Origin of the sequence: Pelagivirga sediminicola, from assembly GCF_003072125.1 — a bacterium.
Lineage (GTDB): Bacteria > Pseudomonadota > Alphaproteobacteria > Rhodobacterales > Rhodobacteraceae > Roseovarius > Roseovarius sediminicola.
In genome coordinates this window covers 12993-29000 of record NZ_QCYH01000007.1, presented here as the reverse complement: position 1 = coordinate 29000, position 16008 = coordinate 12993, and the positions used below count along the sequence as shown (strand labels likewise).

The 16008-nt window shown below is 63.7% G+C and carries 9 protein-coding genes and 1 pseudogene; 2 read left to right on the top strand and 8 right to left on the bottom strand.

The features are described from left to right. Nucleotides 1-176: 176 nt before the first annotated feature. From DC366_RS12675 to DC366_RS12660, 4 genes are read right to left on the bottom strand one after another with little or no spacing between them, the layout of a single operon-like run. Entirely contained in the window at nucleotides 177-1280 is a 1104-nt protein-coding gene (locus DC366_RS12675) for a c-type cytochrome (protein WP_108692596.1), read from the bottom strand. Further along, on the bottom strand, nucleotides 1280-1858 hold the full coding sequence (locus DC366_RS12670) for an SCO family protein (RefSeq protein WP_108692595.1): 579 nt from the start codon (nucleotides 1856-1858) through the stop codon (nucleotides 1280-1282). The genes DC366_RS12675 and DC366_RS12670 overlap by 1 nt, the downstream gene beginning before the upstream one ends. Beyond that, the gene (locus tag DC366_RS12665) at nucleotides 1855-3612 is read right to left on the bottom strand and encodes a hypothetical protein (protein ID WP_108692594.1); all 1758 of its coding nucleotides are present in this window, start codon (nucleotides 3610-3612) and stop codon (nucleotides 1855-1857) included. Before DC366_RS12665 ends, DC366_RS12670 begins: the two co-directional genes overlap by 4 nt. Then, entirely contained in the window at nucleotides 3594-9041 is a 5448-nt protein-coding gene (locus DC366_RS12660) for a hypothetical protein (RefSeq protein WP_165802904.1), read from the bottom strand. The genes DC366_RS12665 and DC366_RS12660 overlap by 19 nt, the downstream gene beginning before the upstream one ends. A gap of 140 nt (nucleotides 9042-9181) precedes the next feature. Here DC366_RS12660 and DC366_RS19910 point away from each other — a divergent pair. Beyond that, nucleotides 9182-9597: pseudogene (locus tag DC366_RS19910) on the top strand (IS3 family transposase); the annotation flags it as partial. Between the two features lie 59 nt (nucleotides 9598-9656). On the opposite strand, the gene DC366_RS12650 reads toward DC366_RS19910, so the two are convergent. From DC366_RS12650 to DC366_RS12635, 4 genes are all read right to left on the bottom strand, one after another. Beyond that, nucleotides 9657-10754, bottom strand: coding sequence for a putative 2-aminoethylphosphonate ABC transporter ATP-binding protein (locus DC366_RS12650; RefSeq protein ID WP_108692591.1), 1098 nt, complete (start codon nucleotides 10752-10754; stop codon nucleotides 9657-9659). Between the two features lie 4 nt (nucleotides 10755-10758). After that, complete coding sequence (locus DC366_RS12645) at nucleotides 10759-11565, bottom strand: inositol monophosphatase family protein (RefSeq protein ID WP_165802905.1); 807 nt, start codon at nucleotides 11563-11565, stop codon at nucleotides 10759-10761. Between the two features lie 62 nt (nucleotides 11566-11627). Continuing rightward, entirely contained in the window at nucleotides 11628-13343 is a 1716-nt protein-coding gene (locus DC366_RS12640; protein WP_108692589.1) for a putative 2-aminoethylphosphonate ABC transporter permease subunit, read from the bottom strand. An 85-nt stretch (nucleotides 13344-13428) separates the two neighbouring features. After that, on the bottom strand, nucleotides 13429-14475 hold the full coding sequence (locus DC366_RS12635; protein WP_108692588.1) for an extracellular solute-binding protein: 1047 nt from the start codon (nucleotides 14473-14475) through the stop codon (nucleotides 13429-13431). Nucleotides 14476-14590: 115 nt separating this feature from the next. Between DC366_RS12635 and DC366_RS12630 the strand changes: the two genes are divergently transcribed. Next, nucleotides 14591-15532: a LysR substrate-binding domain-containing protein gene (locus DC366_RS12630; protein ID WP_108692587.1), complete on the top strand. Its 942-nt coding sequence runs from the start codon at nucleotides 14591-14593 to the stop codon at nucleotides 15530-15532. Nucleotides 15533-16008 lie beyond the last annotated feature (476 nt).

The window sequence follows — 16008 nt, the reverse complement described above, 5'->3', positions numbered from 1 at the left end:
GATAGCCTGCAGAAGAAAACACCCGCAGTCAATCAAACCTGACGGGATCCTTGTGAAACGCAACGATGTATGGCCAGACGCCCGAAGCGCAGGCAAGGCTGACCCGGGAACCCGAAGGATCGCAGGCGGGGTGACATACTGAGATATGTTTCGCATCGTTAAATCCATTCCCAAACCTACGGGACGCGGCAAAGGCGATGCAAAACGACTTTGGTCGAGCCGGTGAGTGGGTCGGCTGTGTAGTCCAGTTCGGGCCAAATGGCGGAAAAGATTTTCACATCGTCCATCGCGTCCATAAGGGTCGCGCGGGTGCAATCGCGGCCGCACAATGAGAGCGCCGAAACAACGATATCCGCTGCAATCATGGCGTAGCGGTCGAGCGGGCTTGACGTGCTGTCCTGTGCGTCCCGAGGATTTGCCATCACAACGCAGCCCGCAGGCGCCGGTCTGTCTGCAAGATCGTCGGCGAGCATCATCACCGGGGCCCAGCGCGGATCGACCGTCGCAACGGCGGAGCCCAGCACGATTACCGGTGTGCCCGGTTCCGCGCTATCCGCGATCCGCCATCCCGGCGGAGCGGACGGCAAAGTATCATCGGGATCGATCACCACGCCCGGCCCTGAAACCCCGGCAAGACGAGCCACCTGATCAGAGACACTCGCAAATCCGCCCCGCACCCGGCGCGGATTCTCGTCTCCGCGCAGCGGATAAAGCGGAAAGAGGTGTGGCGCATCCGCCAACCCCGGAGGCTCTGTCGCGGCGAGCATGATGAAAGCCGAATCCTCAGTGCGTGCGAGGCGGCGACCAAACACGCCGTTTGGGGCAATCATCTGAACGCGCTGAAAAAACACATCGGAAAATCGCCGGGCTGCCTCACCTTCGCCGAAGGATATCTTCAAGGTGTCGGTCAGGCGGCCAGTGGTCTGGACGGACGCGATAGCTGCCAGATAGGCGGCGAGGGCCTTCCCGTCGTCCGGGTTGGCGAAGACAAAGCGCGGCATGGTCGACGCAAGTTGCCGTCCGTCCTTTCCCACGCCTTCCTTCACCGCCCTGAGCAGGGCCGCCGGGTTGTCGGCGTCAATGGGTGGCCCCGATCCGGCCTCGCGCCCTCCCCGCGCGTCGTAGCCGTGGCACCCGGCGCAGGAGAGCCCTATCGCCGGAAGCACAGTGTTGCCGATACGGACCGACAGCGGCGCCATCCCTTCGAACAGGGCCTGCCCGCGATCATCGGCGGACGCGGACCCGGCCACGAGCGCGCAGACAAGCGCCAGCAGCCGCATCACGACCCGGGCGACAAAAGCCTGACGATGCGCTCCAGATCGAAAGATCTATCGTTGACCCTCGTCGCATTGTCATTGCCGCCGGCGCTGACAATCATAACCAGCCGGTGCTCATCGATCGGCCCGCCATCCCAGGCACCATTCCGCGACAGAAGCGGTATCACATCGGACGGCGCTCCGGTGAGGCGGATCCAGTTGTCCGGCGCGCCGAACGCCTCGTGCCTTTCCAGCAACTCTTTCGGGCGATCGTTCGCGGGGTCCAGGGTCAGGGTAATGATCCGCAGATCGGCCGGTCTGTCGGGACGCGCAAGAAGGCCACCCAGCACCATATCGGCCAGACCGCAAAGCGACTCGCAATCGGTATAGGTAAAGCTCAGAACGAAAGGGCCGTGGCCGACAGCCTCGGCCAGTGTCGTGACATTCCCGAACTGATCCAGCAGCGGCGCATCGGACACCGCGACGCTTGCCTCTTCGAAGACGGTGTCGAGTCCGGCGCCCTCAGGCGCGGTGTGAACCTTTCCATCATGGGCAAGCGCCGGTGTGGCGCAGATCGCAAGGCAGAGCAGAAACCGTTTCATTGCGGAACCTCCAAGGTTGCGGGCGTGATCTCCAGCCCTTCGGGCAGCACGATGTCGAGGGCGATACTGATTTGACCCGGTGGCAGACCGGCGGCTTTGATCATGTGGCGCTCGGCGCTGATCGGATGCGTGACGGCGTATGAGCGCCAGCTGCTTTCCAATGCCTGCATGGCGACAGGCAAGGCCGCCGGCCATTTCTGCCGCGTTCCATCCCCGGCCAGAAGCAACAGCTCCACCCTGTCGCCTTTGGCTTCGGCCAAGAGCCTCAGGTCAAGCCGCTCTGCCGTCTGTCCCTCCACGTCGAATTGCGCACAGGAGGTGAAACTGCCCGGCCCGCCCGAGACGATCAATTCGTATCGCCCCCCCTGCTCCAGCACGGTCGCCGCGGCGTACCGGCCCGGCGCAACCTCATCCAGCGCGACATTGAGTTCGGCAAAGCCCAAGGGGCGCGCGCCGCGGATGCGAAAGCCGTTCATCGGGGCCGTGGCATTGCCGCTGTCCTGACTTACCGGAAAGGCGGTGGACAGATCGGGATGCAGGGCCAGCACGGCACCGGCATCGTGGCCACGGCGCGATTCCAGAAGGAACGGCCCGGCCCCGTCCGGCAGGTCCGTGACGGGAGGGCCGAGCCGAACCGCGCGCACCGCCGCCGGTTGCCCCCTGCGCGCCCGATCGAGGCTGACGACCATCACGAAATCAAGCTTCTCCAGTAACAGAAACGCCGCTGTGCCCGCGAAGGCGACCTCGCGCACCGGCTGATTCATTGGTGCGCGATTGAGGTCGACCCCCTGCACGACCGCGGCGGTGGCGATATCGACCACGGAAACGGCGCGCGAGGCGGGTGACCATGTAATGGCAAGCCGCCCGTCGGGCGCAACTGAAACGCGGTCTGCGGGCGCCGCGAGCGGAACCTTGAACGGGGGGCTTGCACCGTAGGACATCCACAGGCTGTCGCTGCCATCGACAAAGAACGCGGCCTCTGCAAGCTGCGAATGCCCGACGTCGCGCGCGCCCTCGGGCGCGGCGAAGCTCTGCGGAGCGGCGCCCAGGCGGAACAGATCTGCCCGCTCCGCGCCCAGAACGATCACACCCTGATGGCGCGCATCCTCGTCGGGCAGTGCGGGTCGCACCTGCACCGCAGGCTTTGACACAAGCCAGCTCTCGCCAGAAGGGGCGACAATCCTGCCGTCGCGGTGCAGGAGCCAGCCATTCGCGGTAATCTGCGCAATTGAGGCGGCCAGCGGCATGGGCTGGGCGTTCTCTGACGCAGGCACCTGCCATGCGCCATTTTCTGCCGTCAGACCGAAGGCGAAAGCCTCGGGTAGCGCGCTGATACGCGTCACCCCCCTGGGCACCGGCAGCATGGCGCGGATATTGGCCGAGGCGAGCGCGTGTTCCCAGTCGACCACCGACAGGTTCCCGTCCTCGTGCAGAACGCCATAGAGCGACCGGCCAAGGTCGGTCTCGCCACGTGGCAATGCGCCCTGATTGACGAAATAGCCGCGCGCCGCCTCGCTGCAGCCTGAATTGCTGGCCGTTACCGGACGGATCCAACCAGACAGATGGGCATCCTCGACCGGCTGCCCGGTCTCCGGATCACCCAGTCGCGCCGTCACGCGGAACGGCTGGCCCGCTGTCACACGGCCGTTTTCCGCGCCGACCGCAAGTGCGACATCCAGTGCGCCGCCGAAATCCTGCGCCCCGGCACCTGCCGCCACGACAGACAGGCCCGCGATCAGTCGGAAAAGCCACATGAGGTGCTCCCGTCCCGACCCAGAACATCCATCAACCCCCAGACGCCGGCGGCGAATACCTGGCGCGGCCCGTCGGCCCACATGCTGCATCCGGGCTGGACCGGGGCCGAAAGGGCCGCCGAGATGGCTTTTCCGGGTGCCAGAAGCGCCGAATGCGGGAAGCCGAAGCCGGGAAACAGATCGTCGTAATCGTGTCCGGAGATGACAAAGGCGCGCTGACGCGCCCGTCCGCCGGGATGAAGGACACGGATCACCACCTCCTCGTCGGGCAGGGCCCAAAGACGCATCGCATTCGACCAGAGGCTGTCCTTGAACTTGAAGAAGTCCGTGGCGAATGGCCTGGAATTCAGGTTGGAATGCGCCTCGACACCCGGATTTCCGCCTTGCCGCGTCCGCAGGTGGAAGGCGGCGGAGCGATAGCTCGCGGCCTTTTCGCCCAGATCGTAGCTGTCGTCGCAGATCGGGCAATCATCCACAATCGGCGCGACTTCCCCGGTCAGGGTCAGCCATTCGTTCGTCGTCTCGTCGTCCCACAGGTTCAGGCCATCCTGATAGAACAGCACGAACTCGCGGAAGCTGCGGGTTGCGGCGGCATCTTTCGCAAACGGATCGGGGATTGTAACAACCGTGTTCGCTGCGCGCCCCCGGTGGGCCATCCCGCCCTGAATCAGCGGCGATGCCGGCTCGTAGCCACCCTGATCCCCTGCGGTCATCTGTCGTCCCGCATATTCCGCACCGATCGGCTCGACCACCAGCGCCCCGAACAACCCGTGGGGAAGCTGGTTGAACATGTCCGACACCGGCTTCAGCGGCACCGCACCGAAGGCGTAGGGCTGGGCGTGCAATGGCGTGGCCTCCGGAAAAATCGACAACACATCGCCGGGCACATCATTGCCCAGCCCTTTGACTGCCAGAAGATCGCGAAAGCACGCGCGGCTGCGCAGCGCCAGAAGCTGCAACGCCTCGGGAGAGATCCGCGCGTTGGCCGGTGCGTCCAGAACGTCGCTCAGCCGCGCGTGGTAGGTTCTGCCGAGGACGTTGATGGTGAAGCTGCCGAACTCGGACGACATTGGCGTATTTCTGGTAATGACGGTAAAGGCCGGATCCTCGCCGGCAAGCAGTGCATCGACCCTCGCCTGCGCGCCATTGGTAAATGCGCCATCGACCGCGCCAAGCCCGCGCTGGCTGCATTGGAGAAAACCAAGGGAATGCTGCTCGAGATTGTCCCCGATCTCGACGTCCGTGACCCCCATCAGCCCGTCGATCAGCGGCCAGTCGACGCGCAGGAAGCCCAGATAATACTCGGCATGGTGCACCTCGCCTGCCTTCACGGCGACCGTGGTGTTGATACCGAAAGGCAGATGCGCATCCTTGGCCCGCGTCAGCATCGACATTGGCGCGGTGAGGGCAAGCTGGTCCGAGGGACGCACGTTGATGTCATTCTTCTGCATCAGCCGACTCGGCCCCGGTGCGGCGTGTTCGTCCCCGCCGGTCCAATCAGGCTCCACATTCAGCGAAACGATGCGCGGCATCGGCGCGTCGCCAAGGCAGTCGCGCGGCCCTGCGTCAGACGATGCGCAGCCCTGTGGCGCCGGTCCGTCCAACCGTCCCAGCGCATTGATCACCGTCAGCGACAGGCAATCTCCGGCATTGCCGCGTATCACCATCGGTTCGTCCCGGAAATAGGGCCGCGCTGCTGCGCGCACCGCCGCAAGCGCGTCATCGGACACGCCGTTCAACCACGGCAGCGCAAGCGACTTTGGCACATGGACCAGCGCCAGACCGTCCGGGTCGAACTGCTTGCGATCCCAGGATGCATAGGACATCCCGCCTTCGAGCGGCATCGCAACAGCATAGGCTTCGATCCGCGGCGCCTGGGCGGGGCAGGCCGCTGCCTGTGCCTCTGGCAGCGGCACCTGGCCGCGCGCGGCATCGGCATCCTCCGGCACCGTCTCTGGCACGGGCCTGAGAACGTCGGAGATGTTGCAAAGCCCTTCGCCGTCCATCGCGTCAGCGGCGCAGGCGCCGTCACTTTGCTCCAGCTCCTGGGTCACGTCCTTTGCCGCGTCAAGCTTTTCAAAAACCCGCATCAGCCCCCAGGCCCCGTTCCAGACGGCATCCTGCGAGCCGAAATGGTATAGGTAATCCAGCGCCGGATCGTCGTGCCCCGCTTCATTCTCGCCCTCGCCGGACACGGTGCCAAAGCGGTTGCTGACGGCATATTTGCTGGGCGCAGACGGGATCTCGAAATGCTCCGAAATGCCGACTTCCTGCGCGGCGGTGAAACCCTCCAGATTATCACAGGCGGCCACAAGCTCGGAATGCGCGTCCCAATAAGCGGTGTCGTCGGTCGGCGCGAGAAGGCCGTTTCTCCAGCGGTCATGTTGGCGGGCAATGCCCGTTCGACCAGCCTCGCGGCAGGCCTGCCACCAGGTCTGGCCGGGCAGAACCGAATCCAGCGGTGCGGCGCCCGAAGGGTATTTCTGATCGATGTGGCGTCGCCAGAGCATGCCTTCCATATTGAAGGTGTGCTGAACCTCTTGCGCGCCCTGAATCAGCCGGATCTGGACGCGCTCGTCAGAATAGGTCTCCAGAAGCGGCGTCGCCGGATCCCCGTGCGGGCGCTGGGCAAGATCGTCATCGTCAGTGCCGCCATCTGCGTCGGTCAGCACCGAACGATAGACATTCGCCAGATCGCCCCGCGCGCCCCCGGACTGACCGTCTATCGAGCAGTCCTTGATTGAGGTCGCATCGGCGATCTGCTGGCCCAGGGCGTCGCCCGGATTTTCGAACGCTCCGGGGGCAGGCAGGTCGGGTAGTGCGCTGCCAGGAGCGGCCGGGTTGCGGCGCTTGAACTGTGACAAAAGATCCGACGCGACATCGCGGTCTGCGAAACAGTCGAACGCCGTATTGGCTGCCTCGGCAGGCTTGGCCTCGGAATCCTCTTCCGGCTCCAGCGTGACTGCGGCAGGCCAGATATGCGCATCGGTCGCGCCCGGCAGAGGTGCAGCACCCGCGTCATCCACTTCGCCATCCTCCTCCGCGCCCCCGTCTTGCTCGGCGCCGTCTTCGGATTTGCCGGAGGTATCGCCGATGCGCAGCGGAACAGGCTCGCCGCGGTAATTCACAAGATAGGGGTCATGGTGAGAGACAGAGATGGATTCAGGCCGTTCCGGCGCATTGACCGGCCGGGCAAACCCTTCGCCGAAGCCCGCGCGCAGCCGCACCAGCCCGAGATGCCGACGCAGGTCCTGAACCTCGCCATCCTCGATCAGCGCCGCAGCAACCAGCGCCGGCGAGATACCCTCCGCTTCCAGAGGATCGCTGGCTGTGCCCCACTCGAAGCCTGCGTCGCAAAAGGTCTGCAATGGTCCCGGGCTGGCCTCATTGCCCAATGCCGTCCTGAACTGCGCCTCGCAGACCAGCTTTGCCAGCCCTTTCGGGCCGAAGACGGGGTTTTCGCCCCCTTCCTGCCAGACGGGCAGTGCCCCGAGTGTCAGACCATCTCCGATGGGACCGCCCGCCGCGGCGATGTCGCCGGGCTGGCCGTCGCTGGGATCATAGAGCAGCGCGAAATCGGCCACAGCCAGAGCGAACTCGCGGTAATTCGGATGAAGCTCGTCACCGTCCTTCACGATCTTGTGGACGCCGGTGCCGGTCTCGTCACCCTCCTCCAAATCGAGGCCCTGCGGCGTCATGCAGGTGCTGTCGTCATCGGGGTTTCCGGCGCCATAGCCCGGACAGATCGTCGTGCCGCGCGGTTCGATCACCAAGGCCGAATAGAACCCATGCTGCTGGATCGAGGAGGGGCCGAAATGGTCATGCGAAAATACCGTGCGCATGGTCCGGTCCGCTTCCTCGTCACTTCCGCTTGCCTCGATCGACAGGATCGGGTCGGCAAACCAGCGCTGGACCGTCGTCTGGAACCGCTCTGGATTTTCGCCGCGTTTTGCGGCCCAGTGCGCCTTGTCCTTGGGCACCCAGTGATCGGTATCCTTCTTGCACAGGCCTGACCAATCCGCCTCTGACATCGCGGCGACCTTGCTACCGGCCACCTGCGATCCGGCGGCGAGCGACGGCGTGTCCGCCGCCCCGTCAAGCATGGCGCAAAGGCGCAGCGCGATCTCGTCGGCGGCGAACGTGCCGTCCTCGTAGTTGAATCCGTTGCCCGACCCGTCCGCCGAGGTCACGTCGAACTTCACCAGATGGATGTGCTGGCCGATGGTGTCCGTGGGCGTCTGCACCTGAAAATCGTCAAGCTCCAACTCCTTCGGCAATTCGTTGGTATGGCGAAACTCGACGCAATCGCCCGAATAGGCGCGGAAAAAGAACGGCTCCTCGCGCGCACTGGGGCCGCGGTCCTTGTAGGCGTCCGACCGTTCGGTGAGGACGTTGATGCGCCCCTGAGGATCGTGCCAGCCAGCCTTGTTCGTGACGATGTCGACCTGCACGGCCGAAACCTCGTAGCGCCTGAAACCGGTAAGGGCGGGGTCCGGGACGAAATCGGCATAGTCCGCGCCGTTTGCCGGGCGGAACGGGTCGGCGATCAACGCCAAGGGCTGGGTTGGATGTTCGCTGTCGGGGTCCTCCGGATCGATCATCGTGTAACCTGACGGGGCCCCACAGGGGTCCGCGAAGGGCGCGCCGGGTTTCGGGGGTGCGCCATTGACCGCGAAATAGCCGGTCGCGGCGCCATCCGAGGCCAGCGCGCTGCGATAGCCGCCGCGATCCGCCGCATAGGTGCTGGGCGCGCCCTGCGCATCAAGAAGGGCAAGGCCCGCGCCATCATGGTGGAACGTCATTGCGCCGCGTTCCATCACGTCGCCGTCATTGGGCAGGACCTTGATACTGGCTTCTGTCAGATGACCGGTGAAATCGCCGAGCGCCAGCATCTTGGCTGTCAGCCGATAGAGCGCGTCTTCCAGCGGCGACATCTCGGATCCGGAGGCCGATGCAGTGTCGGCGTCGAGTGTGCCATCCGGGATCCCGATCCCAAGGGCGCGGTTCGACCCGCCCAGAACCACGTGACGCGGCAGACCGCCATCCAGCCAGTCGCTGCCGTCATCGGTCCGCGCGATATCGAGCGGCGCCTGAGGCGCGCGGTGGCCGGGCTCTCCGGCGACAAAGAACGGATAGCCGCTGACCGCTTCTTCGGCAGAGACGACCTCGCCGTCCACAACGTCCCCGGCATAGGTCGGCAGCAGCGGGGCAGGCAGATCCGGCAGCGGGATCAGCCCCGGAATGGGCGTCCCCGCCGCGTCCTGCACAAAGCTGCCATCGGCGGCAACGCTGCCGATGCGGGCGGGCGGCAGGCCACCGTCCGGATCACGCTCCAGCAGGCCAACCGACAGGCCCGGTGCGGGCTGCCCGTCGGGAAGCCGGCGCGAGCCGTCCTCGAGCACGTCATGCACACGCCACAGCGACCACATGCCTTGGGCGAAATGCGGATAGAGGTGACAGTGAAAGATCGAATCGCCAACCGTGCGGTTGCGGTTCCCGGACCCCCGCGAATTCCACCATCCGCTGGTGTCGGGTGGGTCCGAATCCGGCCGGTAATCGTCCAGCCCGCCATCAAGATAAGCAATGGCGGGATCAACTTCTTGAAGGCGCCACGGGTGTTTTCGGAGCTGCGGTAAAACCGGATGCAGAACCGGCAATCGATGTGAAGACCCTGCATGCGAAGATCGCGGAACTGGCGCTGGAGAACGGTTTTTTTGTCGGGCGCGCTCGGCAGCGCGGGCCTGTTTCCGAGCGCAAAAAGATGATCGATCAACCCGCGAAGCTGAGCGTCAGCCGCCAAGGCATCGTCCTAGGGTCACCCGGCGCAGCGTCTATTACCGGCCACGTCCGACGTCGGACGCTGATCTGAAGCTGATGCATCGGATGGACAAGCTGCACATGGAGTTCCCGTTCGCGGGTAGCCGAATGTTGCAGGGCCTGCTGGTCGTAGAAGAGTTCAAGGTGGGGCGGCTGCATATCGCCACGCAATGTTGACCACAAGCGCATCTTTGCCGTCGCATCTGTCAGGTGATACAGTATGAAAATCACGCAAAGATGACCAGTTTTTCAGGCGATAGCGCAATCGTCAGCGTTGCGCCTTCGCAAATCGAGTGTCCACCCTGGCCCTGATGGCGCAACTCAATCTCAAGGTTTTGGGATATCGCCGGGCAGAATACTGAAAGCTGGTGAAAATTGCCGCGAAACGACATGGATTCGACCTTTGCATCCATCCGATTTGGTGTCTCATCGCCAAATTTGCCGACCATGATATCGGCCGGACGAATGCAGAGATTCACCCGGTCGCCGCGGTCATGCCCGGTCGTATCTGGCACCTTGACGGCGATCTGGCCGACCGAAACGCTGTTTTCTGATGCTACCGTGCCGGGAATGAAATTCATGTCGCCCAGAAACCCGGCGACGAAAGCTGTGGCTGGGTGTCTGAACACTTCTTCCGGCGTTCCGATTTGTTCAATTTCTCCCTGTCGCATGACCACGATCCGGTCCGCGATCGACAGCGCCTCGTCCTGATCATGGGTGACCATGATCGTCGTTACCCCAAGGTCACGCTGCAATTGCCGCAGCTGGTCGCGCAGATGCAGGCGCACCTGTGCATCCAGCGCGCTCAGCGGCTCGTCCAGCAGCAGCAGACCGGGCGAGGGCGCCAGCGCGCGCGCCAGCGCCACGCGCTGCTGTTGGCCGCCCGACAGTTGCGCCGGGTATTTCTCGGCCTGCCCGTCCAGCCCGACCATGCTCAGCAATTCGGCCACACGCGCCTTGCGCTGCGCGCGCGTCAGGTCCGAGCCGCGCAGGCCAAAGCCTACATTGCGCGCGACCGACAGGTTGGGAAACAGCGCGTAGGACTGGAACACGATGCCGAAATCGCGGCCATGCACCGGCAGGCCGGAAATATCCCGGCCGTTTTGCAGGATCGTGCCGTAATCCTGCACATCCAGCCCGGCAATCGCGCGCAGCAGCGTTGTCTTGCCGCAGCCCGACGGCCCCAGAAAGCAGACGAATTCGCCCTTCTCGATGGCCAGATCAATCCCCTTGAGCGCGGTGAAGGTGCCAAAGGATTTGGACAGGCCGGAGATTTGCAACGCGGGCATCGGCGCGGTCTGTGCGGTGTCGCTCAGGTCCTGCATGGCATCACCCCTCCGCGTCATTTTGCGCCAGAAGCGCCAGCGCCTCGGGCAAGCGCGCGGCATCGCCGACCGCAACGATGCGGTCGCCCGAATGCAGGTTCAGCCGGCTGCCGTCCCAGGCGCGCACCGCGCCGCCCGCGCCCTCGATCACCGGCACGGCGGCGAGGTAATCGACGATACCATAGCGCGCCGCGATCATGATGTCGGCATGGCCGCTGGCAACCAGCCCATAGCCTTGGGTGCCCGCGTCATAGATGTTGAACCGCGATTCGCCCGCGATGCGCGCGAAGGGCTGGGCGGCATCCTCGCCCAGATATTCGGGCGAGGTCGCCAGCAGGATCGCGTCGGACATCGCGGCGCATTGGCGCGTGCGCGCGACCTCGCCGTTCAGCCGCGTCGAATGCCCCGTGGCCCCGACCCAGCGTTCCTGCGTGATCGGAATATCCACCACGCCCAGAACCGGCACCTCGCCAATCGCCAGCGCGATCAGCGTGCCGAACACCGGGCGCCCGGCGATGAAGGACCGCGTGCCGTCGATCGGGTCGATCACCCAGACACATTCGGCCCCGGCGGCGCTGTCGGGATGCTCCTCTCCGATGACGCCGTGGGTGGGGTAGCGGTCTGCGATCATGTCGCGGATCAGCGTTTCCACCTCCAGATCGGTGGGCGTCACGGGGGTGTCGTCGGGCTTCATCTCCACGTCGATCTGCTTGCGGAACCGGCTGCGGATCAGCGCCCGGCTGGCATCGGCCAGTTCGTGCGAGAAATCGACAAATTCCTGGGCTGTCTGCGCACCTGTCGAAACGGTCATTTGTATATTCCTTGTCCTTGAAGTCCTGCCGCGCATGGCGGGGGTATGTGTCGGGATCTGCGTCACGCTTCCTTGCCGCGCCATGCATTGGTGCGGCGCAAAAGGCCCTGCATCAGCAGCCATTGCAGGCTGACCACGGCCGCCGAGGTGGCCACGATCAGCACGCTCATCGCCGCCGCCGGGCCAAGCATGGCGTTGTCGTTCAGCAGCAGCACGCTGATCGTGGCGACCTTGGTATTGGCCGAATAAAGGAACACCAGCGCCGAGATCGTCGTCATCGAGTTCATGAACAGATAGCTGGCGATGCGCAGGATCGTCGGCAGGCTGACCGGCAGGATGACGCGGCCAAAGGTGACAAAACGCGACACTTTCAGCGATGACCCCACCGCCTCCAGCCCCGGATCGAGCTGTTTGAGCGATGTCAGCGCCGTCAGGTGCGGCACCGTATACAGATGTACAACGGTGCTGAGGATCAGGATCGTCATCGTGCCATAGATGCCGCCCAGCGGATTGGACGGGTTGTTGAAGAAAAAGATGTAGGACAGGCCCAGCACCATGCCCGGCATTGCCAGCGGCACCATGCACAGGAAGCCGATCACGGCCCGCATCCACGCCGCGCCCGGCATCCGCTCCAGCAGGTAGGCCCCGAAGAAGATCAGCGCGGTGCCGAACACGGCGGTGCCGCCGGCCAGTTTCAGGCTGTTGCCATAGGCGCTCCAGCCGCTGGATTCATGCGCGGTGAAATTGTAGCTGGCCAGCGACAGGCTCAGGTTATAGGGCCACAGCTTGAACAGCGATCCCAGCACCGCCATCAGCAGGATGCCCAGGATCGCCGCCGCGACGGCGGCACAGAAGACAAAACAGGCGATGTCGCGCCCGCGGCTTTTCTCGGGGATGTAGATCACCGCGCTGCCGTCGATGCCCGCGCTGTGCCCGCGTTGCAACAGATGCCCGATCAGAAACGCAATCGCGGCGGGAATGAACAGCAAGATGCCGACCACGGCGCCCATCTGGAAATCAAACCCGCCGATCACCTTTTGATAGAGGTCCGTGGCCAGCACCGGGTAGGACCCTCCGACGGTGATGGGCACGCCGAAATCGGTGAAAACCTTGGTAAAGACGGCGAAGAAGGCCGCGCTCAGGCCGAACCGCATCGCGGGAAGCGTTACCGTGAAAAACGTGCGCACCTTTCCTGCGCGCAAGGTCTTGGCCGCCTCGTACAGCCTGCGGTCGATCGTCAGCAATGAGGTCAGCACGATCATCAGCGCGATGGGAAAGGTAAAGAAGACCTCACCCATGACGATCCCGATCGGGCCATAGAGGCTGTATCCAAGCAGCGCCTCGCGAAAGAAGCCCTGAGTGCCGAACAGATAGATCAGCGCAATCCCCGGCAGCAGCGACGGCGTCAGCAGCGGCATCAGCGCGACCGCGCGGAAAAACCCGCGCCCCGGCATCCGCGAATGGGTCAGCGCAAAGGCATACCCCCCCGCGATCAACAGCGTGATCGCCGTCGAGATCACCGAAATGCGCAGGCTGTTGAAGAAGACGACCGACACGCGCGGTTCGTTGAAATAGGTGATGAAATTCTGCAGGCCGACGAAATTGCCATCCGCATCCTGCACCCCTTTGGATAGAAGCGTGTAGATCGGGAGCAACAACCCGACCACCAGAAACACCCCCAGCGCGATCAGGCAGAGGCGCAGCAGAACATCCTCGCCACTGGTGGAGACGCGGATTTTCCGCCGCTCTGAGGGTATCGCCGGAACCGGGTTGACCATGTTCAGTCAGCCTTTCACGTGGTCTGGGTGAACCGGCCCGGCAAGGGCCGGACCGAGTGTTTTCATGTGGTGCCGCCGCTGCGCCCTATTTGGGTTCGTCCTTGCGGCCGTAACGCTCCTGCCACTCGGCCAGGATGCGGTCGCGGTTCTCTGCGACCCAGTAGAAATCCACATCGACAAGCGCCGCTTCCTCGCCCTCGGGATAGTTCGGAACGGGGTTTGATACGCCTTTGCGTCCGACCAGCGCATAGTATTTGTTGTGGATCTCGTGGCCTTCCTGGCTGGCGGCGAAATCGGCGAGCCTGCGGGCAGCATCGGGGTTGCGCGCGCCCTTGACGATGGCCACGCCCTCGACTTCCGAACCGACGCCCTCTTCGGGGATGATCACGCTCAGCGGCACCCCGTCATTGATCGCCTTCACGCCGGGCGCGGGGTAAGAAATGCCGATCACCGCCTCACCGGCCGCGGCCATGCGGCAGGGCTTGGAGCCGGAATGGACATATTGCGACACGTTTTCGTGCAGTGCGTCCATATACTCCCACGCGCCCTCCTCACCGAAGATTTCGGCCCAGCCGACGATGGCCAGCAGGCCGGTCGCGGAGGAGTTGGGGTTGGGCATGGTGATCATGCCCTTGTATTCGGGCTTGGTCAGGTCCTGCCAGCTTTGCGGCGCGGCAACGCCCAGCCTTTCGCCCTCCGCGGTGTTGAAGCACACGGCCGAGGCCCAGGCATCGGTGCCGACCCAATTCGGCGGATCGCTGCGCCGGTCGCGAAAGCGGTCCTTGATCTGGTCCAGACCTTCGGGCGCGTAAGGCTCCAGCATGCCGCGCTCTTCCAGCATCACCAGACCGGGCACGGCGGCGCCCAGGATGATGTCGGCGCGGGGGTTGGCCTCCTCGGCCAATAGCCGGGCGATGATCGGGCCGTTGGAATCCAGCAACTGATTGATCTTGAGATCCGGCTCCTTGGCCTGAAAGACCGCGATCAGTTCGGCGAAATGGTCCTTGGCCATGGCGCCGTAGACGGTCAGTTCCTCAGCTTGCACCGGGGCAGTCCAGGCAAATGCGGTGCCCGACATCATCAGGCTGGCGCAGAACAGGCGCAGGCGCGTCCTTAACTTTGGCGTCATCATGGATGGTTCCTCCCATTATTGATGAGTCTTCGGCCTTCAGTATCGGAACGGCAGCCCATATAGTCAAAGAGCATTATTTGCGTTACCCATTCACAAATGCTATAGGCTATGGATCATGCACAGACCCTCAAGCAGTGAAACGATCAGTCCGCGCCAGATCGAAGCCTTCAAGGCGGTGGTCGAGGCGGCCTCGGTCACGCGGGCAGCGACTGCCATGAATATCTCGCAGCCAAGCGTCAGCCGACTGATCAGCAGCTTGGAGCAGACCATCGGATTTGCCCTGTTCGAGCGCCAGAAAGGCCGGTTGCTGGCCACGCCGGAAGCGATGCTGTTCTATGATGAGATCCAGAAATATTTCTACACCATGCAGCGGCTGGCGCATACCGCAGCCGACATCCGGACGCTGGCGGTGGGGCAATTGCGTCTGGGAGCGTTCATCGCGCTCGCCATCGCCATCACGCCGGTCGTCATCCGGCGATTCAACCAGGCGCATCCGCAAATGCATGTCTCCAGCATTTCAACGCAATCGCGTCAGATCGTCGATCTGATCACCTCCCGGTTCGCCGATCTGGGCATCGTTGACCCTGTCTCGGTGACCAGTGCCGTTCGGATTGAACGGCAACGGCAATTTCGCTGTGTCTGCGCGTTGCCCGAAGGGCACGCCTTGACGAAACAGACGGTCATTTCCACCGCTCAACTCATGAACGAGAACGTGATCGGCCTGCAGAGGGAATTCATGTCGCGCCACCCATCAGGCGCCGCCCTCTACGACGAACTGGAGCCGAATATGCGGATACGTGTGCATCAATCCATTGCCGCCTGCGCAATTGTCAGCGAAGGCTGCGGCGTTGCGATCGTCGACCCATTCACCGCGCGCCACTATGCCTCGCACGGCATCATCGTGCGACCGCTGGAAGCCACGGTTCCATTCGGGATTAGTATCATTTCGTCCCCTGAAACACCGCTGTCGGTCGCCGCGCGCACCTTTCTTGCGTTCTTTGACGAGGAAATCGAAACCGCCATGCAGTCGGATTCCACCATCGTGCCCTGTGGGTAGCGTCTTGTGCCCATCGACTTGAATCACGGGCACCTTCAGCGGCATCCCCTCAGCAGATGGCTATCGCGCAGCGTTCGTGAATGACCTTGCCGATCTGTTGCTGAGCATGAAGATGGGCCGCTGAGCCATCGGCCTTTGCATTTCGTGGCGCAGAACCCGGCAGAGGTTCAGTAGCCATAAGGCTTTGACGGTGTGTACCTCGCGAGGAAAGCAGAATGCGCCACTCGGCCAGCTCGGCGCGCAGTGCATCAGTAAAGAGTGACATAGTCGCCTTAGTCGCGCCGTAGACTTTAGCTCCAGGATGCGGAAAATCGTAGCCACTTCGGCTCTAGAAGGAGCCGACCGAAAAACCCAAGCCTGGTGGGGCGAAAGATAAGGATATCGCAGGTTCCTGATGGGTAGCGCGACTTGCCCATTCGTCACGGGGCGGATTTTCGGCTGCGGGAAACGGGGGCCAAATGCCCGGGAAGATTGCC

Coding starts and splice junctions, on each gene's coding strand:
- DC366_RS12675 (WP_108692596.1), bottom strand. CDS start 1,280: ATGCGGCTGCTGGCGCTTGTCTGCGCGCTCGTGGCCGGGTCCGCGTCC.
- DC366_RS12670 (WP_108692595.1), bottom strand. CDS start 1,858: ATGAAACGGTTTCTGCTCTGCCTTGCGATCTGCGCCACACCGGCGCTT.
- DC366_RS12665 (WP_108692594.1), bottom strand. CDS start 3,612: ATGTGGCTTTTCCGACTGATCGCGGGCCTGTCTGTCGTGGCGGCAGGT.
- DC366_RS12660 (WP_165802904.1), bottom strand. CDS start 9,041: ATGTGGTCGCTGTGGCGTGTGCATGACGTGCTCGAGGACGGCTCGCGC.
- DC366_RS12650 (WP_108692591.1), bottom strand. CDS start 10,754: ATGCAGGACCTGAGCGACACCGCACAGACCGCGCCGATGCCCGCGTTG.
- DC366_RS12645 (WP_165802905.1), bottom strand. CDS start 11,565: ATGACCGTTTCGACAGGTGCGCAGACAGCCCAGGAATTTGTCGATTTC.
- DC366_RS12640 (WP_108692589.1), bottom strand. CDS start 13,343: ATGGTCAACCCGGTTCCGGCGATACCCTCAGAGCGGCGGAAAATCCGC.
- DC366_RS12635 (WP_108692588.1), bottom strand. CDS start 14,475: ATGATGACGCCAAAGTTAAGGACGCGCCTGCGCCTGTTCTGCGCCAGC.
- DC366_RS12630 (WP_108692587.1), top strand. CDS start 14,591: ATGCACAGACCCTCAAGCAGTGAAACGATCAGTCCGCGCCAGATCGAA.